At 43.8% G+C, this 21027-nt stretch carries 20 protein-coding genes; 19 read left to right on the top strand and 1 reads right to left on the bottom strand.

The features are described 5' to 3' along the window. The first annotated feature begins 6 nt into the window (after nucleotides 1-6). From H8Z82_RS09495 to ftsZ, 15 genes are all read left to right on the top strand, one after another. Nucleotides 7-681 carry a thiamine diphosphokinase gene (locus H8Z82_RS09495; RefSeq protein WP_186994975.1) on the top strand — a complete coding sequence of 225 codons (675 nt, stop codon included), beginning with the start codon at nucleotides 7-9 and terminating at the stop codon, nucleotides 679-681. 38 nt (nucleotides 682-719) lie between these two features. Further along, nucleotides 720-1292 carry a GNAT family N-acetyltransferase gene (locus H8Z82_RS09490; protein ID WP_186994974.1) on the top strand — a complete coding sequence of 191 codons (573 nt, stop codon included), beginning with the start codon at nucleotides 720-722 and terminating at the stop codon, nucleotides 1290-1292. Nucleotides 1293-1465: 173 nt separating this feature from the next. Next, nucleotides 1466-2563: a redox-regulated ATPase YchF gene (ychF, locus tag H8Z82_RS09485; protein ID WP_019162785.1), complete on the top strand. Its 1098-nt coding sequence runs from the start codon at nucleotides 1466-1468 to the stop codon at nucleotides 2561-2563. 14 nt (nucleotides 2564-2577) lie between these two features. Further along, nucleotides 2578-3690 (top strand): prolipoprotein diacylglyceryl transferase, encoded by a 1113-nt coding sequence (gene lgt, locus H8Z82_RS09480; RefSeq protein WP_147641631.1) that lies wholly within the window; start codon nucleotides 2578-2580, stop codon nucleotides 3688-3690. Nucleotides 3691-3929: 239 nt separating this feature from the next. Further along, nucleotides 3930-4361, top strand: a complete 432-nt coding sequence (gene mraZ, locus H8Z82_RS09475; RefSeq protein WP_019162783.1) for a division/cell wall cluster transcriptional repressor MraZ — start codon at nucleotides 3930-3932, stop codon at nucleotides 4359-4361. A 64-nt stretch (nucleotides 4362-4425) separates the two neighbouring features. Then, entirely contained in the window at nucleotides 4426-5361 is a 936-nt protein-coding gene (gene rsmH, locus H8Z82_RS09470; protein ID WP_019162782.1) for a 16S rRNA (cytosine(1402)-N(4))-methyltransferase RsmH, read from the top strand. Nucleotides 5362-5378: 17 nt separating this feature from the next. Then, nucleotides 5379-5933: an FtsB/FtsL family cell division protein gene (locus H8Z82_RS09465; protein ID WP_186994973.1), complete on the top strand. Its 555-nt coding sequence runs from the start codon at nucleotides 5379-5381 to the stop codon at nucleotides 5931-5933. Between the two features lie 65 nt (nucleotides 5934-5998). Continuing rightward, nucleotides 5999-8182, top strand: coding sequence for a peptidoglycan D,D-transpeptidase FtsI family protein (locus H8Z82_RS09460; protein WP_044997317.1), 2184 nt, complete (start codon nucleotides 5999-6001; stop codon nucleotides 8180-8182). 100 nt (nucleotides 8183-8282) lie between these two features. Continuing rightward, nucleotides 8283-10031: a peptidoglycan D,D-transpeptidase FtsI family protein gene (locus H8Z82_RS09455; protein ID WP_019162779.1), complete on the top strand. Its 1749-nt coding sequence runs from the start codon at nucleotides 8283-8285 to the stop codon at nucleotides 10029-10031. Between the two features lie 73 nt (nucleotides 10032-10104). Next, nucleotides 10105-11061, top strand: a complete 957-nt coding sequence (gene mraY, locus H8Z82_RS09450) for a phospho-N-acetylmuramoyl-pentapeptide-transferase (RefSeq protein ID WP_019162778.1) — start codon at nucleotides 10105-10107, stop codon at nucleotides 11059-11061. A 13-nt stretch (nucleotides 11062-11074) separates the two neighbouring features. Beyond that, the gene (gene murD, locus H8Z82_RS09445; RefSeq protein ID WP_186994972.1) at nucleotides 11075-12430 is read left to right on the top strand and encodes a UDP-N-acetylmuramoyl-L-alanine--D-glutamate ligase; all 1356 of its coding nucleotides are present in this window, start codon (nucleotides 11075-11077) and stop codon (nucleotides 12428-12430) included. 36 nt (nucleotides 12431-12466) lie between these two features. Further along, nucleotides 12467-13582, top strand: coding sequence for an FtsW/RodA/SpoVE family cell cycle protein (locus H8Z82_RS09440; protein WP_186994971.1), 1116 nt, complete (start codon nucleotides 12467-12469; stop codon nucleotides 13580-13582). A 14-nt stretch (nucleotides 13583-13596) separates the two neighbouring features. Then, on the top strand, nucleotides 13597-14880 hold the full coding sequence (murA, locus tag H8Z82_RS09435) for a UDP-N-acetylglucosamine 1-carboxyvinyltransferase (RefSeq protein WP_186994970.1): 1284 nt from the start codon (nucleotides 13597-13599) through the stop codon (nucleotides 14878-14880). After that, complete coding sequence (locus H8Z82_RS09430) at nucleotides 14873-15985, top strand: cell division protein FtsQ/DivIB (protein WP_186994969.1); 1113 nt, start codon at nucleotides 14873-14875, stop codon at nucleotides 15983-15985. The genes murA and H8Z82_RS09430 overlap by 8 nt, the downstream gene beginning before the upstream one ends. Before the next feature lie 198 nt (nucleotides 15986-16183). After that, a complete protein-coding gene (ftsZ, locus tag H8Z82_RS09425; protein WP_026077062.1) occupies nucleotides 16184-17365 on the top strand; it encodes a cell division protein FtsZ in 1182 nt (393 codons plus the stop codon). Between the two features lie 63 nt (nucleotides 17366-17428). Here ftsZ and H8Z82_RS09420 read toward each other — a convergent pair whose 3' ends face one another. After that, nucleotides 17429-17749 carry a DUF1540 domain-containing protein gene (locus H8Z82_RS09420; protein WP_019162772.1) on the bottom strand — a complete coding sequence of 107 codons (321 nt, stop codon included), beginning with the start codon at nucleotides 17747-17749 and terminating at the stop codon, nucleotides 17429-17431. A gap of 393 nt (nucleotides 17750-18142) precedes the next feature. On the opposite strand from H8Z82_RS09420, the gene infC reads away from it, so the two are divergent. From infC to H8Z82_RS09400, 4 genes are all read left to right on the top strand, one after another. Then, nucleotides 18143-18637: a translation initiation factor IF-3 gene (gene infC, locus H8Z82_RS09415; protein WP_019162771.1), complete on the top strand. Its 495-nt coding sequence runs from the start codon at nucleotides 18143-18145 to the stop codon at nucleotides 18635-18637. A gap of 35 nt (nucleotides 18638-18672) precedes the next feature. Next, complete coding sequence (gene rpmI / locus H8Z82_RS09410) at nucleotides 18673-18870, top strand: 50S ribosomal protein L35 (protein WP_019162770.1); 198 nt, start codon at nucleotides 18673-18675, stop codon at nucleotides 18868-18870. 39 nt (nucleotides 18871-18909) lie between these two features. Continuing rightward, entirely contained in the window at nucleotides 18910-19266 is a 357-nt protein-coding gene (rplT, locus tag H8Z82_RS09405) for a 50S ribosomal protein L20 (protein WP_019162769.1), read from the top strand. A 366-nt stretch (nucleotides 19267-19632) separates the two neighbouring features. Beyond that, nucleotides 19633-20793, top strand: coding sequence for an ABC transporter substrate-binding protein (locus tag H8Z82_RS09400; protein WP_026077061.1), 1161 nt, complete (start codon nucleotides 19633-19635; stop codon nucleotides 20791-20793). Nucleotides 20794-21027 lie beyond the last annotated feature (234 nt).

The raw sequence follows: 21027 nt of genomic DNA, 5'->3' as shown, positions 1-21027 counted from the left end.
AACAGTATGAAAGATACGATTATTGTAAGCGGGGGCGATATCCAGAGAGATTTTGCCCTCGATTTTTTAAGAAACAGAATAGAAAGAACAGGGCGGGAAAAGCTTTGCCTGATTGCTGCGGACAGAGGACTGGAATTTTTTATGGAAAATCATCTTTTGCCGGATGTGACTGTAGGCGATTTTGACAGTCTGTCTCCTCAAGGTGAGGAGTTTCTGAAAGGCTTAAGTACGGTGGAAGTGATACGCCTCAAGCCTGAAAAGGATGATTCGGATACCCAGTGTGCTGTGAATCTGGCTATCCGGCAGGGAACAAAGAGAATAGAAATCCTGGGAGCAACAGGTCGGAGGGTGGATCACCTGATTGCAAATCTGGGGCTTCTTATTCTTGCCAGCCAGAATGGGGTTTCTCTGGCATTGGTGGATCAATACAATTATATGACACTGGCAGAGAATGGAAAGGTGTTGGAGAAATCCGGTCAGTTCGGCAAATATGTATCTTTTTTTGCCATAGGAGGAGCTGTGAAAGGACTTTGCCTGGAAGGTTTTAAATACTTATTAGATGGTTATGATCTGAGTCTGTTGGATTGTGGACTGACTGTAAGTAATGAAATACAGGAAGAGCAGGCCAGGGTTACATATGAGTCAGGAACCCTGTTGATGATCCAGTCCAGAGACAGGTAGCAGGCAAAAGATGAAGAAACGGAAGAAGGAAAAATATCATGGACATCAAAATTCGGACAGCCACAGTTGAAGATGCAGAACAATTGTTGGAAATTTATGCATATTATATAAAAAACACAGCAGTAACTTTTGAATATGAGGTTCCATCTGTGGAAGAATTCCGTGAGCGGATCAGCCATATCCTGGAACATTATCCCTACCTTGTTGCGGAAGATAAGGGTGAGATCATCGGGTATTCCTATGCAGGAAGATTTCATCCCAGATCTGCTTTTGGATGGGATGTAGAGATGACAGTTTATCTTAAGCAGGAGGCACGAAGAGCGGGCGTGGGACGACAGCTGTATGCTCAGATGGAAGAAGTTCTGAGAGAGCAGGGAATCGTACAGGCAATTTCACTGATCGTGAAACCGGAAGATGAGTATTCTGATTATAACAGTATTCAGTTCCATGAAAAAATGGGATATAGATATGCGGGAGAACTGAAAGATTGTGGATATAAATTTCACAGATGGTATACGCTTGTATATATGGATAAGCAGATTGGTGTTACACAGGAAAATATGGTCCCAGTCCGTGATTTTGCTGCTGTCAGGGAGAAATTCGGATTATAGTTTTCAGACTTTTCCTGTGCGTTGCAGAGCGTATTACAGAGAACGGAGGAGACGGTAACTCCGGGTGTTCTTGGGATAAGTATACAAGAGGTGTACAAAAGAGTTTTGATATGATATAATTCATGCTGAAAAAGACCGTATAATCAATACATTTAAAGGAGATATAGAGAAAAATGAAATTAGGAATCGTCGGATTACCCAATGTTGGAAAAAGTACATTATTTAATTCATTGACAAAGGCAGGAGCAGAATCAGCAAACTATCCATTCTGTACGATCGACCCTAATGTAGGTGTTGTTACAGTGCCGGATGAGAGACTGAAACTTCTTGGAGATTTTTATCATTCTAAAAAAGTGACACCTGCTGTAATTGAATTCGTAGATATTGCAGGCCTTGTAAAGGGAGCATCCAAAGGCGAAGGTCTTGGAAACCAGTTCCTTGCAAATATCCGTGAGGTAGATGCAATCGTTCATGTAGTCCGCTGCTTTGAAGATTCCAATGTGATCCATGTAGATGGAAGCATCGATCCTCTTCGTGACATTGAGACCATCAACCTGGAATTGATCTTCTCAGACCTTGAAATCCTTGAGAGAAGAATTGCAAAAGTGACAAAGACTGCACGTATGGATAAGGAAGCTGCCAAAGAACTGGATTTTCTTCAGAAGGTAAAAACACATCTGGAAGACGGCAAGATGGCCATTACGATGGAACTGGAAAATGAGGACGAGGAAGCATGGATGGCAACTTATAATCTGCTTACCTGGAAACCGGTGATCTATGCTGCAAATGTAGCAGAAGGAGATCTGGCTGATGATGGTGAAAATAACATCCATGTGCAGGCAGTACGCAAATATGCGGCAGAGCAGAACAGTGAGATTTTCGTTATTTGTGCAGAAATTGAAGAAGAGATTTCAGAACTGGATGATGATGAGAAGAAAATGTTCCTGGAGGATCTGGGACTGACAGAATCAGGACTTGAGAAACTGGTAAAAGCAAGCTACCATCTTCTGGGACTGATGAGCTTCCTTACATCAGGGGAAGATGAGACCAGAGCATGGACGATTAAGATCGGTACCAAAGCCCCTCAGGCAGCAGGTAAGATTCATACAGATTTTGAACGTGGATTTATTAAGGCAGAGGTTGTGAACTATCAGGATCTGCTGGATTGTGGCTCTTATGCCGGTGCCAGAGAAAAAGGGCTTGTGCGCATGGAAGGTAAGGAATACGTTGTGCAGGATGGAGATGTAATCTTATTCCGTTTTAACGTATAATAAAAAGGTGATATATGGATATGTCAATCCGTTTTCCGGGAATAAATCTGGTATTGGATTATGTGCCCAGGGCATTTCAGATTTTCGGAATGGAATTTACAATTTATGGGATGCTTATTGCTGTAGGTGCCCTTTTGGGAATGGGACTTGTGGTGCTGGAGGCCGGAAGAAATCATGAAGACCAGAATAAATATCTGGATATGATGATACTTTCCCTGGCTGCTTCCGTGGTGGGCTCAAGACTGTTTTATGTTATTTTTTCCTGGGAGCTGTATCAGGGAAATCTCCGGACAATTTTTGATGTAAGAAATGGCGGATATGCTTTTTATGGTGGCTTGCTTGGAGGTGTCCTTGCTGCGGCATTATTCTGCAGATTGGCAAAGCTGTCTTTCTGGCAGATGGCAGATACAGTCAGTCTGGGGGTACTTCTGGGACAGGTTGTAGGGCGCTGGGGGAACTTTTTTAACAGGGAATCCTTTGGGGAATATACAGATGGAGTTCTGGCCATGCAGCTTCCTATATCTGCAGTTCGTTCCGGAGAAGTGTCCGGGGCTATGCGTGATAACCTTCTGACGATCGATGGAGTGTCCTTTATCCAGGTTCAGCCGGTATTTCTCTACGAAAGTCTTTGGTGCCTGTTTTTGCTCTTGGTACTTCTGGCACTTCGGAGAAAGAAGAGATATCAGGGAGAGCTGTTTATGTGGTATCTTGCAGGATATGGGCTGGGGCGTTTTGTCTGTGAGTGGCTGAGAACAGATAAACTGTATATTCCCGGAACATCAGTGGATATTTCACTGTTGATTTCCGGAGTACTGGTAGTTGTTTTTGTTCCGATTGTGACAGTACGGCGTGTTATGGTCAAGAAACGTGCAGATATCCGTAAGATCCGCAGAGAAAGGGTCTTCCGGGAAGAAGAGGAATCCAGAAGGGAACATAAGCCAGTGGATAAGAAACCGGAAGAGCCAGCAGAAAAACAATCAGAAAAACCACCTGTCCAGGAGGAAGAAACTATTCAGGAGGATAAAATCCAGGGAGAAACAGACAATTGGGAGAACCTGGAATACGCCCATATTCCCAGTCAGTGGAGAAAGTCTTCTGATGAGGCATCTGAAAAGCAGGAAGAATAGAATACAGATCAATATATATGTGGAAAAAGCTCTGAAAAGAGCTTTTTTTTGTGGATAGAAACAGAATAAAAAATATTTGTTTAGCTCTTGTTTTTTCCACATAAATAGTTTATTATTGTTACATAAGTGGTAGAAAGTGGTGATTAGTGGTGGCAAATGGGGGAACAGTGGCAGATGAAACCATTACCATCCGGAAGCCTGAAGGGGAGATTCAGACTTCACGAGAGTAGGTGAGTAATATGTTCATGGGCGAGTACAATCATACAATAGATGCTAAGGGGCGTCTGATCATCCCTTCCAGATTCAGGGAGCTCTTAGGGGAAGAGTTTGTCCTGACCAAGGGACTTGATGGTTGTCTTTCCATTTATCCGATGGACGAATGGGAGGCCTTTGAAATGAAACTCAGAGCTTTACCACTTACAAATAAGAACGCCAGAACTTTCTCACGATTCTTTGTTGCCGGTGCAGCCATGTGTGAACTGGACAAGCAGGGACGAATCCTTGTGCCTCAGACATTACGTGAATTTGCAGGCCTGGATAAGGATGTAGTCCTGACCGGAAATCTGAACAGGATTGAGATCTGGAGCAAAGAGAAGTGGAGTGAGAACTGTAATTATGACGACATGGACAGTATTGCCGAGAGCATGCAGGAAATGGGAATTGTCATATAAAGGTGTTTGAGATGTTATTGTTCACAAGTGATATCCCGCGGGGAAATCCAGACAGGAGACGGAGATGGAATTTAAACACAAATCTGTATTGCTGGAGGAAACCATTGACGGCTTGGACGTAAAGGCCGACGGAATCTACGTGGATGGCACCTTGGGTGGTGCCGGGCATGCCATGGAGGTATGTAAGAAGCTTTCTGCCAAGGGGAGATTTATTGGTATAGATCAGGACCAGGATGCGATAATTGCTGCGAGTGAGAGGTTAGCCGCCTATAAACAGGCGACGATCATTCGCAGCAATTATTGTTACATGGTACCGGAACTGGCAGCAAGGGGGATTCATAAGGTCAATGGGATTCTTCTGGACTTGGGAGTATCTTCCTACCAGTTAGATAATGAGGAGCGTGGCTTCACCTATCGTGTGGATGCGCCTCTTGATATGAGAATGGATCAGCGCCAGACGCTGACAGCCAGTGACATTGTCAATGGCTATGAAGAAAGAGAACTGTACCGTATCATCCGTGATTACGGTGAAGATAAATTTGCAAAAAATATTGCCAGACATATTGTTGCAGCAAGGCAGACAAAGCCGATCACTACAACCGGAGAGCTGACTGAGATCATCAGACAGTCTATCCCGATGAAGATGCAGGTCAAATCAGGACATCCGGCCAAGAGAACCTTCCAGGCAATTCGTATTGAATTGAACAGGGAACTGGATGTACTGAGAGATTCTTTGGATGGAATGATCGATCTTTTAGATGACGGAGGCCGGCTTTGTATTATTACTTTTCATTCTCTGGAGGATCGGATTGTTAAAACCATTTTCCGTAAGAATGAAAATCCATGTACCTGTCCTTCTGATTTTCCTGTTTGTGTATGTGGGAAAAAATCAAAGGGCCGGGTGATCACCAGAAAACCAATTCTTCCGGGGGAGCAGGAAATGGAAGAAAATCCGCGTTCCAAAAGCGCGAAGCTCAGGATTTTTGAAAGGGTATATTAATTGGAAAGAGGCATAAAATGGGGAGAACGACTAGGGCTGAAACGGCAAGAAGAAATAGATATCAGACCCCGGTAAACAGGGGAGTATATGTGGATGGAAATACAGTCAGACGGCTCAATGAAATCCCGGAGAGAAGGCAGCAGGGCAGACAGGAGGCAGGCAGAAACCGCAGCGTACAGCCTCAGCCTGTTCCTCAAACACAGCATCAGCTGAGTAAACAGGCACAGCAGAACAGACAGAGGGCTCTGGGTATGAACTGGGCTTTTGTAGCATTTCTGGCTGTTGTATGTGTAGCCATACTTTTCTGCTCGGTCAATTATCTCAGATATAAATCAGAGATCACAGCGAAGATGAGTACGGTTGCTGCACTGGAGGAGGAGCTTTCGCAGCTTAGGGAGGACAATGATGCGTATTACAGTCAGGTAACTTCTAATGTGGACCTGAATCTGATCAAAAAAAAAGCAATGGGAAGTCTGGGAATGAAGTATCCTTCTGAAGATCAGACTGTAACTTATTCATCTTCTGGAAACAGCTATGTCAGACAGTATCAGGATATACCGGATATAAAGTAGGTGAGTGATTGAGTAATACAGGGAAAAAACAGCGGGGAAAGCCCGTAAAGAAAATAAACTATAACATGAAAAAGAAGCTGGTGATACTATTTTCTTTAGTATTGCTGGCTTTAGTAGCATTAACACTAAGAATTACCTATATTAATGCTACCAGTGGAAGCAAGTATAAAAAGCAGGTTCTCAGCCAGGCCCAGCAGAAATATGAAAGCCAGACTCTGCCTGCCAAGCGGGGAGATATTTATGATAAGAACGGAAATATTCTCGCAACCAGTAATAAGGTTTACAATGTAATCCTGGATTGTAAGACGGTGAATTCCGATGAAGATTATGTGGAGCCTACCATCAAGGCTCTTACGGAGGTACTTGGACTGGAGGAGGAGAAAATCCGCTCATTGCTGTCTGATTCCGATACCAGTCAGAGCCAGTATCAGATTGTGACCAAGCAGCTTTCCATGGACAAGAAGAAGGAATTTGAGGCTTATGAGGAAGCAGACGAGGATTCCGGTCTGAGTGCGTCCCAGGCAAAGGAAAGAGCCAATATCAAGGGCGTCTGGTTTGAAGAGGATTATCTGAGAACCTATCCGTTTAATGAAGCAGCCTGTGATACGATTGGCTTTACTCTGGACCGTGATGTGGCAGACAGCGGTCTTGAGGGATATTATAACAGTACTCTCACAGGCGTGGATGGAAGACAATATGGATATATCAATAATGATTCGGATGTGGAACAGACCATCATTCCAGCCACCAATGGAAAGAGTATCCAGACCAGTATTGACATTGGGGCGCAGCAGATTGTAGAGAAATATGTAAATGGTTTCAAGGAAGCAATGGGAGCCAAGAATATTGGCGTGATCGTGGAAGATCCATCTACAGGTGAGATCATTGCCATGGATGGAGGAGACCGCTATGATCTGAATAATCCCAGAGATCTTTCCGGCATATATTCAGAAGACCAGATCAAAGCAATGAATGATGAGGAGACAGTAAAAGCACTAAATGGCATGTGGAGTAATTTCTGTGTCACAGATGCCTATGAACCCGGCTCTGTTGTAAAACCGATTGTTATGGCTTCCGCATTGGAAAAGGGCGCCATTCAGGAGTCTGACACTTTTGTGTGTGACGGATCCCAGACCTTTGGAGATACTCTGATCAAATGTGCGGTATGGCCAAGTGCCCATGGGACAGAGACCCTGGGAGAGGTAATCGCCAATTCCTGTAATGATGCCATGATGCAGATCGGTGCAAAAATGGGAGCCAAGCAGTTTGTAAAAGCCCAGAGCCTGTTTAATTTTGGAACAAGAACCGGCATTGATCTTCCTAATGAAGGTGCCGGCATTATCCATACAGAGGAGTCCATGGGTGAGACAGAGCTGGCATGCTCAGCTTTTGGACAGGGATTTACCTGTACTATGATCCAGGAGATCAATGCCATGTGTTCTGTTATCAATGGGGGCTATTACTATCAGCCTCATCTGGTGACAAAGATTCTTGACAGTGCGGGAAGTACAGTCAAAACCATGACACCGACTCTTTTGAAGCAGACAATCTCCTCAGGGATTTCCAGCGACATCAGAAGCTATATGGCTCTGAGTGTACAGCAGGGTACCAGCCGTCATTCCAAGGTACAGGGTTACAGCTCAGGCGGTAAAACAGGTACTGCAGAGAAATATCCCCGTGGAAATAATAAATATCTGGTATCCTTTATCGGATTTGCGCCGGTAGATGATCCGGCAGTGGTAATTTATGTGGTTGTGGATGAGCCAAATACAGAAGAACAGGCAAACAGTACTTATCCGCAGTATATTGCCCAGGGTATCCTCTCAGAGCTTCTTCCTTATCTGAATGTAAAGCCGGATGAATCCGAGGACGGAACCATTCCTGAGACAGAACTGTGGGAAGGATTTTCCGGACATCTGAAGAGTACTACGGGCAGCAACCTGGATGAGAATGGCAGATTGGTAGATGCCCAGGGAAATCTGATCGACTGGGATGGTAATCGTATAGATGAAAATGGATATCTTCTGGACAGCAATGGTGAACATCTGCTGGACGAACAGGGCAATTACAAATTGTCTGAAAATCTGCCGGAAGTTTCTTCTCAGAATGGAACAGCCACGGAATCAGCAGAGGACGGTGTTTCCAACCTGGATGCACCTGCACCCCCTGAGGGGGATGAATCAGATACCACTGAGGATAACAATGCAGAATCTGAAGGAATTACCAATGAGGAAGCAGGACTGGAATAAAATATTTTTTAAATAAATATTCTGTAAATAACAAGTAAAGTGATACCCCTGGGGAGAAAAATCATATATTACTATGACTTTTCTCTTCAGGGGATTTTTGATGAAAAAACTGATGACATTTCATAAGAAAAAAAGCTGGACGGTTTTTCTCTGCTGTGTTCTGATCATGGCAGGACTTATAGGAAGGCTGGCTTATCTTATGTGTTTTTGTTCTGAACGCTATTATGGCAGGGCAGAAGAGCTTCATGAAAGAGAACGGGACATTAAGGCAGCCAGGGGTCTTATCCTGGATGCCAGGGGGAAAGTATTGGCTTCTAACCGGACAGTCTGTACAGTTTCTGTTATTCACAGCCAGATCAGGGATCCGGAGAAGATTATCCGGATTTTGACAGAAAAGCTGGGAATGAAAGAAGAGGATGTAAGGAAAAGAGTAGAAAAGATTTCTTCCATAGAGAGGATAAAGACCAATGTAGATAAAAGTACAGGAGATGCTATCCGGGAATGCAGGCTGGACGGGGTAAAGGTGGATGAAGATTATAAACGATACTACCCATATGGAAGCCTGGCTTCCAGGGTTCTGGGATTTACAGGAGGTGATAATCAGGGAATTATCGGGCTGGAAGTAAAATATGATGAAATATTAAAAGGAAAGCCGGGAAAGATCCTTACTACCACAGATGCCAGAGGCATAGAACTGGACAGCCTGGGTGAGCGGAGAAGGGAGCCGGAGGAAGGGAAAAGCCTGTGGTTAAGTCTGGATATTAATATTCAGAAATATGCTCAGCAGGAGGCGTTGAAGGTAATGGAGGAAAAACAGGCAGAAAGAGTTTCTATTCTGATCATGAATCCTCAGAATGGAGAAATTTATGCCTGTGTTAATGTACCTGAATTTGATCTGAATGATCCTTTTACTCTGAATACCCCAAGGGATACAGCCGAAATGACAGAGGAGCAAAAGCAGGAACGTCTGAATCAGATGTGGAGAAATCCCTGCCTGAATGATACCTATGAACCGGGATCTACCTTCAAGATCATAACAATGGCTGCAGGGCTGGAAGAAGGGGTAGTGTCTGTGGATGACAGGTTTTACTGCCCGGGATATATTCTGGTAAAGGATCGCCGGATCCACTGTGCCAAAAGAACAGGTCATGGTTCCCAGAATTTTGTAGAGGGAGCCCAGAATTCCTGTAATCCGGTGTTTATCCAGGTAGGTCTTCGGCTGGGAGTGGACAGATATTACAGATACTTCCGAAAATTCGGGCTGCTTACCAAAACTGGTGTAGATCTGCCGGGAGAAGCCGGGACGATCATGCACCAGGAAAAAAATATGGGAGAGGTAGAGCTGGCTACGGTTTCCTTTGGACAGTCCTTTCAGATCACGCCCATTCAGCTGGCGGTTACTGTCAGTTCTCTGATCAATGGAGGACGGCGTGTGACACCACACTTTGGAACTGCAGTATCTGACAGAGAACAGACAAAAGCAGAAGAACTGGTTTATCCTGTGAAGGAAGGAATTGTTTCTTCCGAAACCTCCGGACAAATAAGAGAAATTCTTGAAAAAGTTGTTTCTCTGGGATCAGGAAAAAATGCCGGGATCCAGGGATATCATATTGGCGGAAAAACAGCAACCTCCCAGACACTGCCCAGAAGTTCCTGCCGATATATTTCCTCTTTTCTGGGATTTGCGCCTGCAGAAAATCCTCAGGTGCTGGGGCTGTGCATTATTCATGATCCAAAAGGCGTTTATTACGGAGGAACTGTTGCAGCACCGGTGATCCGCAGTATTTTTGAAAATATACTTCCTTATCTAGGAATTGAAAAAACGGGGGAAAACAGCTCAGAGGGTTGATAAATACAGAGAAAAGACTTATACTAAGAATTGCTTTAAAATCAAAAAAACGAAAGAATGAATGAGGTGTGAGATGGAATTTCAAGTTGTAATCCCTGTACTGATCGCATTTGCTATCAGCGTTATATTAGGACCGGTCATCATTCCTTTTCTCAGGAAACTGAAGATGGGACAGACGGAGAGAACAGAAGGTGTACAGTCTCATCTGAAAAAAGCGGGAACTCCTACTATGGGCGGTGTGATTTTTCTGATTGCCACAGCTGTGACTGCCCTGTTTTATGTAAAGGATTATCCAAAGATCATTCCTGTATTGTTTCTGACTCTTGGATTTGGAATCATCGGATTTCTTGATGATTATCTGAAGGTTGTTCTGAAACGTTCGGATGGTCTGATGCCTGCACAGAAGTTTTCACTACAGGTTGTGCTGACTGCAATTTTTGTATTTTACATTGTCAGATATACAGATATTTCTCTGACCATGCGGATTCCGTTCTGGAGCGGACATTTTCTGAATCTGGGATGGCTTGCCTATCCGATTCTGTTTTTTGCAGTGATCGGTACTGTAAACGGAGTGAACTTTACAGATGGACTGGATGGTCTTGCTTCCAGTGTGACTCTCATTGTAGCAGTGTTCTTTTCTGTGGTATCCATTGGACTGAAATCAGGCATTGAGCCGATCACTTGCGCAGTAGTAGGCAGTCTTATGGGATTCCTTTTATTTAATGTTTATCCGGCGAAGGTGTTCATGGGTGATACCGGTTCCCTTGCTCTGGGAGGTTTTGTGGCTGGTACGGCATATGTGATGCAGATGCCTTTATTTATCCTGCTGGTAGGCCTGATTTATCTGATCGAGGTGCTTTCTGTTATGATCCAGGTAACATATTTCAAGGCAACTCATGGAAAACGTATTTTTAAGATGGCACCGATCCATCATCATTTTGAATTGTGCGGATGGTCTGAGACCAGAGTAGTTGCTGTTTTTTCAGTGGTGACGGCTGTGATGTGTATGATCGCTCTGCTGGCTTTATAAGGAGGAAATTATTATGGAATTACAGGGGAAAAAGGTTCTGGTGTTTGGATCCGGTAAAAGCGGGATCGGAGCATCTGATCTTCTGGCAAAGGTAGGTGCTGTTCCTGTTATTTATGACGGAAATGCAGATATTGATAAAGAGGCAGTAGTACATAAAACCAACGGAACCTATCCATTAGAGATTTATGCAGGAAATCTTCCGGAAGAAGTAATTGACAGTCTGGACCTGGTGGTTTTAAGCCCTGGTGTACCTACAGATATTCCGGTTGTAAAGAACTTCTATTCAAAGGGGATTCCGGTCTGGGGAGAGGTAGAACTTGCTTTCCGCGTAGGGGCAGGCGAAGTACTGGCCATCACCGGTACAAACGGTAAGACAACTACCACCGCGCTTCTTGGAAAGATCATGCAGGATGCAAGGGAATCTGTATTTGTGGTAGGAAATATCGGAACACCTTATACCTCCAAAGCTCTGGAGATGAAACCTTATTCTGTAACAGTGGCAGAGATCAGCAGTTTTCAGTTAGAGACCATTGATCTGTTTGCACCGAAGGTTTCTGCGATTTTGAATATTACAGAGGATCATCTGAATCGTCATCATACTATGGAGGAATACATCCGGGTAAAAGAACTGATCACCAAAAATCAGGGAACTGAGGATGTCTGTGTCCTGAACTATGAGGATGAGGTTCTGCGTGAATTCGGGAAAAATCTGGTGCCGAGAGTGGTATATTTCTCCAGTGAGAGAGAACTGGAACAGGGTATCTATCTGGATGGTGATAAGATTATTCTGAAAGATGGAAAAGAAACCATAGAAGTGGTGAGAACAGAAGAACTGAAGCTTCTTGGCAAGCATAATTTTGAAAATGTAATGGCTGCAGTAGCTATGGCTTATTATGATGGGGTCAGTATGGAGAGCATCCGTAAGAGTATCTGTGAATTTACTGCAGTGGCTCACAGAATTGAGTATGTGACAGAGAAGAACGGGGTAGTTTATTACAATGACTCCAAGGGAACCAATCCGGATGCTGCGATTAAGGGAATCCAGGCTATGAATCGTCCCACACTGCTTATTGGCGGAGGTTATGACAAAGAATCCGGATATGATGAATGGATAGAAGCTTTTGATGGAAAAGTGCGATATCTGGTACTGATCGGGCAGACAAAGGAGAAGATCAAAGAAGCAGCAGAGAAACATGGTTTCCATCATATTATCCTTTGCGAAGATCTGAAAGAGGCTGTCAATGTATGTGCCCGGAAAGCAAATCCCGGAGACGCGGTACTTCTTTCTCCTGCCTGTGCAAGCTGGGGACAGTTTGATAATTATGAGCAGCGTGGAGATATGTTTAAGGAATATGTGAGAAATCTGTAGAATATGATTAGATAAGGCCCTCTTGAGGAGACTGTGATGGTGTCAGAGAGACGGACAGATTTTGAAAAAACAGATATTGTAATGCTGGTGCTGGTGGTAGTGCTGACTGTGTTTGGTCTTGCAATGCTGCTTTCTGCCAGTGAATATAACGGCAGAGTGCGCTTCGGCGACTCTGCCTATTATTTTAAAAAACAGTTGTTTGCAGCAGCTCTGGGACTGGGGATCATGTATCTGATCATGAACCTGGACTATCATTTTTTTGTAAAGCTGGCTCCGGTGGCATATCTGGTTTCTGTCGTGTTGTCCATTGCGGTTCTTTTTGTGGGACAGGAGATCAACGGTTCCAGAAGATGGCTGAATCTGGGCCCCTTATCCTTTCAGCCTTCAGAGTTTGCAAAGGTAGCAGTTATTCTTTTTCTGACCTGGCAGATAGACAGATGGAAAAAGAAAACAGACAGTCTGTGGTTTATGTTCAGAACCATGCTTACACTGCTCCCTATTGTAGGGATTGTGGGATCCAACAATCTGAGTACTGCACTTATTATTCTGGGAATTGGTGTGGCACTGATTTTTGTTTCAAATTCCAGATATCTGCCTTTTATAGGAGTGGGAGTACTGGGAATCGGCTTTGCAATTATCTTTCTGGCTGCAGAGAGCTATCGTCTGGAACGTCTGGCAATCTGGCAAAATCCGGAAAAGTATGAAAAGGGATTTCAGACAATCCAGGGTTTATATGCTATTGGCAGTGGGGGAATCTTTGGAAGAGGGCTGGGAAACAGTCTGCAAAAGCTGGGATTTGTTCCGGAAGCCCAAAACGATATGATATTTTCTGTGATCTGTGAGGAACTGGGGCTTGTGGGAGGCGTAGTACTGATTCTCTTGTTTGTATTGCTCTTGTGGAGACTTTGTGTGAGTATTATGCATGCCCCGGATCTTCAGGGTGCCTTGCTCTGCGGAGGGATTATGGGGCATCTGGCTATGCAGGTGATTTTGAATATAGCGGTAGTCACTAATACCATACCAAACACAGGAATAACGTTGCCCTTTGTCAGTTATGGAGGTACCTCTGTGGTTTTTCTCCTGGGTGAGATGGGGCTGGCACTGGGAGTGAGCAGTCACAGAAAAGGAGTTTATACATATAATAGGAAGTAAGAGGCCCTTTAGGGGTGAAAAATTTGACGGAAATACATGTGGTAGGTGGAAAGTCACTGGCAGGAAATATTTCCATACAGGGATCCAAAAATGCAGCACTGCCTATGATGGCTGCAGCACTGATGCACAGGGGACTCAGTATACTGAAAAAATGTCCAAAGATTTCGGATGTATTCTGCATGGAAGAGATACTGAAAAATCTGGGTGCTGTTACCTGGTGGGAGGATCATGACTTGTATCTGGATTGTACCAATGCGGACAAAACAGAGATACCAGGGGAATTTACCAGAAGAATGCGTTCTTCCGTTATTCTCCTGTCAGCAATACTGGCACGAAACCACAGCTGCAGAATGGGATACCCGGGAGGCTGCGTCATCGGAAAAAGACCTATAGATATTCATCTGATGGTATTAAAGAAGCTGGGAGCTGTCATCCGGGAAGAAAAATCCGGCCTAAAGGGGAAATGTACCGGATTCACAGGTGAGTACATCTGCTTTCCCAGAGTAAGTGTAGGGGCTACACAACAGGCGGTGATGGCTTCTGTTCTGGCTGAGGGAGAAACTGTTCTGGAAAATTGTGCCAGAGAACCGGAGGTAGTCTGGCTTTGTCGTTTCCTGAAATCCATGGGTGCAAATATAAAGGGAGAGGGAACAAAACAGATTCGAATATGTGGGGTAAGCAGGCTGGAATCCGGGAATTTTGTGATACCGCCGGACAGAATCGTAGCGGGAACCTATATCTGTGCGGCAGCGGCAGCAAGAAGTGAGATCACTCTTTCGCGTGTACCAGTGGAGGAAATGAAGGCTTTCCTGGAAGTATATCAGAAAATAGGTGGACAATATTACGGGAAAAGTGGTACACTAAAAATCAATGGAAGAGAGGCGTGTCGTCCTGTGCCACTTGTGCAGACAGAAATCTATCCCGGATTTCCCACAGATCTGCAGGCACCGCTTATGGCTGTTCTCACAGGAAATCCTGGGGAGAGTGTCATACAGGAGCAGATTTTTGAGGACAGATTCGGTAGCGCCTGTCAGATGAGAAAAATGGGTGCACATATTGAGATCACAGGAAACCGGGCCAGGATCACCGGAGGATTTCCGCTAAGAGGAACAGAAGTGGAAGCAGGAGATCTGAGAGGCGGGGCAGCACTTGTACTGGCCGCACTGATGGCAGAAGGAGAGACCTGTATCCGTGGTGCTGAGCTGATCGGACGGGGATATGAACATATCTGTGAAGATCTGAAAGCTTTGGGCTGCAGGATATGGCAGTCCGGTACCAGAAAGAAGGAATATGAATAAAAAAACAAAAAAAATAACAGCATATATTGTTGGCCTGGGCCTCCTGGCAGCAGCAGTTGTTTTCTTTACTTATTATAAAGTAGATTCTGTGCAGGTCAGAGGAACCACTCATTATTCAGATGAAGAAGTAAAAAAGATGGTGCTGCGGGGACCGCTGGCCTCTAACTCTGTGCTTGCACCGATGATATACAGCACAACAGATACAGATGATGTTGCTTTTGTAGATGCATTCAAGGTGACCCAGATCAACCGGAATACAATCTGTATCAGTGTAAAAGAGAAAAAGCCTGTGGGGTGTATTCATTATCTGGACAGTTATGTTTTTTTTGACAGAAATGGTATTTTTGTGGAGGGCTCCAAAACCAGGGATGAGTCTGTACCTTATTTTGACGGGATTCAGGTAAACAGTGTTGTTATGGATGAGAAGCTGGATATCAAAGGAGACTCTGTACTGAATACAGCAGTTGCGCTGTCCACTATTTTCCAGAAAAATGAAATGATACCGGATCACATCCAGTTTGACAGCAGTTATTCCATCAGTCTGATTTACGGTGACATTACGGTACAGCTGGGCAAGGATGAAGATTTGGAGGAAAAGATGAACCGGGTGATCGCGATTCTGCCTAAGCTCACGGGTAAGAAAGGAATCCTTCATATGGAAAGTGTTTCTACAGATACCAATACCTTTGAGGAAGAGAAGGAGCCTGTGACAGCAGAAAACTGGAATGGCGGATATGATGAGCAGGGAAATTATACCGGGGACGGTGAATATGATGAAAATGGTAATTATGTAGGTGCCAGACCCCGGACTGCCCTGGATGAAGCCATAGAGAACTGGAACGGCGGATATGATGGAGAGGGAGATTATACAGGAGAAGGCGAATATGATGCCGATGGCAATTATGTAGGACCAAAGCCAACCCAGGAGTCGCTGGATGCTCAGGAAAATGGATCTGATGGCACTTCCGCAGATGAAGGAAGTTCAGGGGAAGAAAACCAGAGTGAAAATGAAAGCGATTATGGCGAGGATTATTATGAAGATAATGAAGATTACAGCAGTGATTATGACAGCGGGTACAATGACAGCTATGACAGTGAGTATTGAGAGTCTCTTGTAAACCCGGAAAAACAGGCATCTGCAGTATAAAAGAGAGAAGTTTCCCGAAAAAAAGTAGAAAAAAACGAAATTAATGGTTGATTAATTTCCGAAAAAAATATATGATATATCTATATGTAGCTATGACATAAATTACTGAGAAGGATATCAGATAGAAATAAAGGAGGAAGTACATTGTTAGAGATTATGTCAAATGAGGCTGAATCATCTGCAAAGATTATTGTAATTGGCGTAGGTGGAGCCGGAAATAATGCAGTAAACAGAATGGTGGAGGAATCCATCGGGGGAGTAGAGTTTGTAGGTGTAAATACTGATAAACAGGCTTTAACTCTCTGCAAAGCTCCGACTGTACTTCAGATTGGCGAAAAGATAACTAAGGGACTTGGTGCAGGAGCACAGCCTGAGGTTGGGCAGAAAGCTGCAGAAGAGAGCATTGAAGAAGTGAAACAGTTAATGGAGGGCGCAGACATGGTGTTCGTTACCTGTGGTATGGGTGGCGGAACCGGAACAGGTGCTGCACCTGTAATCGCTGCTGCAGCGAAGGAAATGGGTATCCTGACAGTCGGCGTAGTTACCAAGCCTTTCCGTTTTGAGGCAAGAACACGTATGAACAATGCCCTTGCAGGTATTGAGAATCTGAAGAAAGCAGTTGACACACTGATCGTTATTCCAAACGATAAATTACTGGAAGTTGTAGACCGCCGGACAACCATGCCGGAGGCTCTGAAGAAAGCTGATGAGGTTCTTCAGCAGGCAGTACAGGGTATTACAGACCTGATCAACCTGCCGGCACTGATCAACCTTGACTTTGCTGATGTTCAGACAGTTATGACAGATAAGGGAATTGCCCACATCGGTATCGGTGAGTCAAGAGGAGATGACAAGGCTATGGAGGCTGTTCAGCAGGCTGTATCCTCACCTCTTCTGGAAACTACCATCAAGGGTGCTACTCATGTAATCATTAATATCTCCGGAGACATCTCTCTTATGGATGCAAATGATGCAGCAAGCTATGTACAGGAGCTTACCGGAGAGGACGCAAATATTATCTTTGGTGCTATGTATGATGATACTGTTGCTGATTACTGCAGAATTACAGTAATTGCCACAGGTCTGAATGATGAGAATCTTCAGGCAGCCCCTTTCGGAAAAAGAAACACAGCTTCTTCCTTTGGTGCAAGAAGACCTTCTTCCCAGCCATTAGGAGCTAGTAGTACAGCTGCTTCAACAACTGCTGCACCTACTCTGAATATGCCGAGCTTCAGTCTTCCGACTATGAATGCAACACCATTCGGAACAACGAAGACACCTTCCAGCACAGTTCAGAAAAAGGATATTCAGATTCCGGATTTCCTGAAAAACAGATAATCATATGAGAAATGCAAAGGCATGTCTGATGGGACATGCCTTTTTGTATTTTTTCGGAAAAAATCAGAGGTACTGGAAAGTGCTGCATTTTGTATCAGCAGAGCTGTGGGCACCGGAACCCTCTACCTGAATAGAAGAGGCTGTACATTTACAGTCACTGTTATAGGTGCAATTGTGGGCCTGACAGTCAATCTGAATTTTCTCACAGCCACAGCCGCAGCTGTAGCGGTCAGTCACAGAACTGCCGGAACGTTCCTGGAAACTGTCGCAGTTGGTTTCATTGGGGGAAGCTGCATTTTTACCATTGATGTCAATATTACCTCTGGAACAGAGCTGGTCCTTGTTGTAAATACAGTTTGCTGCTGAACATTTCAGAATAGTCATAATTTTGATATCCTCCTTTGGTTGGTATTATTATTGGGCCAGAACAGATTTCTGCTCTTGACCTTCTACAGAATAAGGATGCCCGGAAAAAATAAAAATATGTATACAGAAAAATATTCGGAAAAACAAAAAAGTACTTGACTTACGGGGTGAAACGTGATAATTTATATGAGTACGTAAGAAAACAAAGCAGAGTTCCACTCTCACCTTAGCGCATTATGGCTGCGGCTTGGGTTTATATTACACAGTGACCAGGGGCAGATTCTGTCAGTGGGTGTGATAACAGAGTGTGGATTTTGTCCACGCTTTTTTTCTGCGTAGATGACAATGAGGGCGACGAGAAGTTATGAAAGTCTATCTAAGGTATGGAGGTGCACTACAATTAGCAATTTAATGATTAATGAACAGATCAGAGACAAAGAGGTACGCTTGATCGGATCGGACGGAGAACAGCTTGGCATCATGTCCGCTAAGGAAGCGATGTTTAAAGCCCAGGCAGCAGGACTTGACCTGGTAAAAATTGCCCCTCAGGCAAAACCACCGGTATGCAAGATCATTGATTATGGTAAATACCGTTATGAGCTTGCGAGAAAAGAGAAGGAAGCAAAGAAAAAGCAGAAGACCATCGATGTCAAAGAAGTGCGACTTTCACCGAACATTGATACCAATGACCTTAATACGAAAGTCAACGCCGCCAGAAAGTTTCTTTCCAAGGGTGACAGAGTAAAAGTAACCTTACGTTTCCGCGGAAGAGAGATGGCACATATGGCAAACAGCAGACATGTGCTGGATGATTTTGCTGAACTTCTTGCTGACGTGGCAACAGTGGAAAAGGCACCTAAGGTTGAAGGCAGAAGCATGACTATGTTTTTAACGGAAAAGCGTTAAATATAATAGAGATACAGATTAAGGAGGAAATTACAATGCCAAAAATTAAAACTTGTAGAGCAGCAGCAAAGCGTTTCAAAAAAACAGGTACAGGAAAGTTAGTAAGAAATAAAGCTTATAAGAGCCATATCTTAACAAAGAAATCTCAGAAGAGAAAGAGAAATTTAAGAAAATCTACTGTTGTTGATTCTACTAATGTTAAGAGCATGAAGAAAGCATTACCATATTTATAAGATCTAATAGAAGAAGACGAACAGGAGGAAATTTGAGAAATGGCAAGAATTAAAGGCGGATTAAACGCAAAGAAAAGACATAATCGTACATTAAAGCTGGCTAAAGGTTACAGAGGAGCCCGCTCCAAACAGTATAGAGTAGCAAAACAGTCTGTAATGAGAGCCCTTACAAGCTCTTATGCAGGAAGAAAGCAGAAAAAACGTCAGTTCAGACAGCTCTGGATCGCTCGTATCAATGCAGCTGCAAGAATGAACGGTTTATCCTACAGCAAAATGATGCATGGTCTGAAAGTTGCTAATGTAGATATCAACAGAAAGATGCTTGCAGAGCTTGCAGTAAATGATGCAGAGGGATTTGCAGCACTTGCTGAGATCGCTAAGAAAGCAATCGCTTAATTTTCAGTTTACAATAAAATTATGTAGTAATTAAAGATATATGGAGAAACACAGGATGTGTCTTTCCATATATCTTTTTTTATGTGATAGGATATAAAAAATGGTAAAAATGCAACAAAAACAGGTGCTGAAATATTGCCCCGGGCGGTCAAATGTCCCTATATGACGGAAAAAATATTGGAATTTAACAATTTACTCTTGCGCAGGGAAAGAGAAGATGTTATAATTCATACATTATAAATAAGGATGTCAGGGAAGCCAAAGCCGGCTGGAGCACACCGGCTGGCTTTTTGCTTATATGCCATTAGTAAAGAGGGTAAAGATGTCCGGCAGACCCCTGACAGAGATGATCAAGGAGGAATTATTATGAAAAACTGGAAAAAAGCAGTAAGCCTTACTGCAGCTGCAGCAATGGTCATGGCAACAATGGCTCCGGTATCTGTATTTGCAGAGGACGAGACATTCAAAATCGGTGTAATCGGACCTATGACAGGTGATTATGCACAGTATGGCACAAACGTATATAATGCTACCAAGATTGCAGTAGATGAGATCAATGCAAACGGTGGATTCAACGGTTATCAGGTAGAGGTTCTGGATGCAGGCGATGACCAGGGAGATCCGGAGAAAGCAGTTAATGCATATAATGACCTTCTTGACAAGGGAATGCAGATGCTTTGCGGAACCGTAACTTCCGGTTCCTGTATTGCTGTAGGTGCAGAAGCTGCTGAGAGTACTTTCCTTTTCACACCATCCGCAACTGCACTGGACAGCATCACATCCGGAAGCAATGAATTCCGTATGTGCTTTACTGACCCGGCTCAGGGAACCAAATCTGCACAGTTTATTTCCGAACATAAGCTTGCTACAAAGGTAGCTGTTCTTTATGATTCAGCAGCAGATTATAATTCCGGTGTTCATGATGCTTTTGTAGAAGCAGCTGGTGAGGACGGACTTGAGGTTGTTGCAGATGAAGCCTATACAACAGACAGCAATACAGATTATTCTGTACAGCTTTCCAAGATCAAAGACAGCGGCGCAGAGCTTCTGTTCCTTCCGAACTACTATTCAGACAATGCTCTGATTCTTCAGCAGGCATCCGAAGCTGGTATGACAGATATTAAATTCTTTGGTGTAGATGGTATGGATGGTATTCTGAATGTAGAGAACTTTGATACTTCTCTTGCAGAAGGCGTTATGCTTCTGACACCATTCTCTGCTACAGCTACAGATGAAAAGAGCCAGAATTTCGTAAAAGCTTACGGTGATGCCCATAACGGTGAGGTGCCGAACCAGTTCGCAGCAGATGCATATGACGTTGTTTATGCAATGCAGCTTGCAGCAGCAGATGCAGGAATTACACCGGATATGAGTAACGAGGATATCAGTGCAGCAATGGCAGCATCTATGCTGAACATTGAACTGGATGGTATCACAGGTAAGGCAAAATGGACCGAAGATGGAGAATGTGATAAAGAACCAAAAGCATTCGAGATCAAAAACGGTGAGTATGTTGAAATGAAATAATTCAGACAGTGAATCTGTAACATTAATATCAGAAGACATTGGGGGTCGGGGGGACGGTTTCCTGTATGGAGACCGTCTCCCTTCTCTGTTCTGTCTGATTTACTTATTTATTTAAGAGGTGACAAACTATAAACAGTCAAGAGAATTTTGAAATTTTTTTGAATTGTAAAAATGGGTAACTTTAATAAGCCATCTGAATACATCGTATTTCAGATGGGAGAAATTAGTATTAAT

The organism is Blautia difficilis (assembly GCF_014297245.1).
Classification (GTDB): domain Bacteria; phylum Bacillota; class Clostridia; order Lachnospirales; family Lachnospiraceae; genus Blautia_A; species Blautia_A difficilis.
The sequence above is the reverse complement of the archived record's forward strand: the minus strand, read 5'-3'. Positions and strand labels throughout refer to the sequence as shown.

Bases quoted from the DNA above. Each gene is read 5' to 3' on its own strand.
- H8Z82_RS09495 (WP_186994975.1), top strand. From the start codon at position 7: ATGAAAGATACGATTATTGTAAGCGGGGGCGATATCCAGAGAGATTTT.
- H8Z82_RS09490 (WP_186994974.1), top strand. From the start codon at position 720: ATGGACATCAAAATTCGGACAGCCACAGTTGAAGATGCAGAACAATTG.
- ychF (WP_019162785.1), top strand. From the start codon at position 1,466: ATGAAATTAGGAATCGTCGGATTACCCAATGTTGGAAAAAGTACATTA.
- lgt (WP_147641631.1), top strand. From the start codon at position 2,578: ATGGATATGTCAATCCGTTTTCCGGGAATAAATCTGGTATTGGATTAT.
- mraZ (WP_019162783.1), top strand. From the start codon at position 3,930: ATGTTCATGGGCGAGTACAATCATACAATAGATGCTAAGGGGCGTCTG.
- rsmH (WP_019162782.1), top strand. From the start codon at position 4,426: ATGGAATTTAAACACAAATCTGTATTGCTGGAGGAAACCATTGACGGC.
- H8Z82_RS09465 (WP_186994973.1), top strand. From the start codon at position 5,379: ATGGGGAGAACGACTAGGGCTGAAACGGCAAGAAGAAATAGATATCAG.
- H8Z82_RS09460 (WP_044997317.1), top strand. From the start codon at position 5,999: ATGAAAAAGAAGCTGGTGATACTATTTTCTTTAGTATTGCTGGCTTTA.
- H8Z82_RS09455 (WP_019162779.1), top strand. From the start codon at position 8,283: ATGAAAAAACTGATGACATTTCATAAGAAAAAAAGCTGGACGGTTTTT.
- mraY (WP_019162778.1), top strand. From the start codon at position 10,105: ATGGAATTTCAAGTTGTAATCCCTGTACTGATCGCATTTGCTATCAGC.
- murD (WP_186994972.1), top strand. From the start codon at position 11,075: ATGGAATTACAGGGGAAAAAGGTTCTGGTGTTTGGATCCGGTAAAAGC.
- H8Z82_RS09440 (WP_186994971.1), top strand. From the start codon at position 12,467: ATGGTGTCAGAGAGACGGACAGATTTTGAAAAAACAGATATTGTAATG.
- H8Z82_RS09430 (WP_186994969.1), top strand. From the start codon at position 14,873: ATGAATAAAAAAACAAAAAAAATAACAGCATATATTGTTGGCCTGGGC.
- ftsZ (WP_026077062.1), top strand. From the start codon at position 16,184: ATGTCAAATGAGGCTGAATCATCTGCAAAGATTATTGTAATTGGCGTA.
- H8Z82_RS09420 (WP_019162772.1), bottom strand. From the start codon at position 17,749: ATGACTATTCTGAAATGTTCAGCAGCAAACTGTATTTACAACAAGGAC.
- infC (WP_019162771.1), top strand. From the start codon at position 18,143: ATGATTAATGAACAGATCAGAGACAAAGAGGTACGCTTGATCGGATCG.
- rpmI (WP_019162770.1), top strand. From the start codon at position 18,673: ATGCCAAAAATTAAAACTTGTAGAGCAGCAGCAAAGCGTTTCAAAAAA.
- rplT (WP_019162769.1), top strand. From the start codon at position 18,910: ATGGCAAGAATTAAAGGCGGATTAAACGCAAAGAAAAGACATAATCGT.
- H8Z82_RS09400 (WP_026077061.1), top strand. From the start codon at position 19,633: ATGAAAAACTGGAAAAAAGCAGTAAGCCTTACTGCAGCTGCAGCAATG.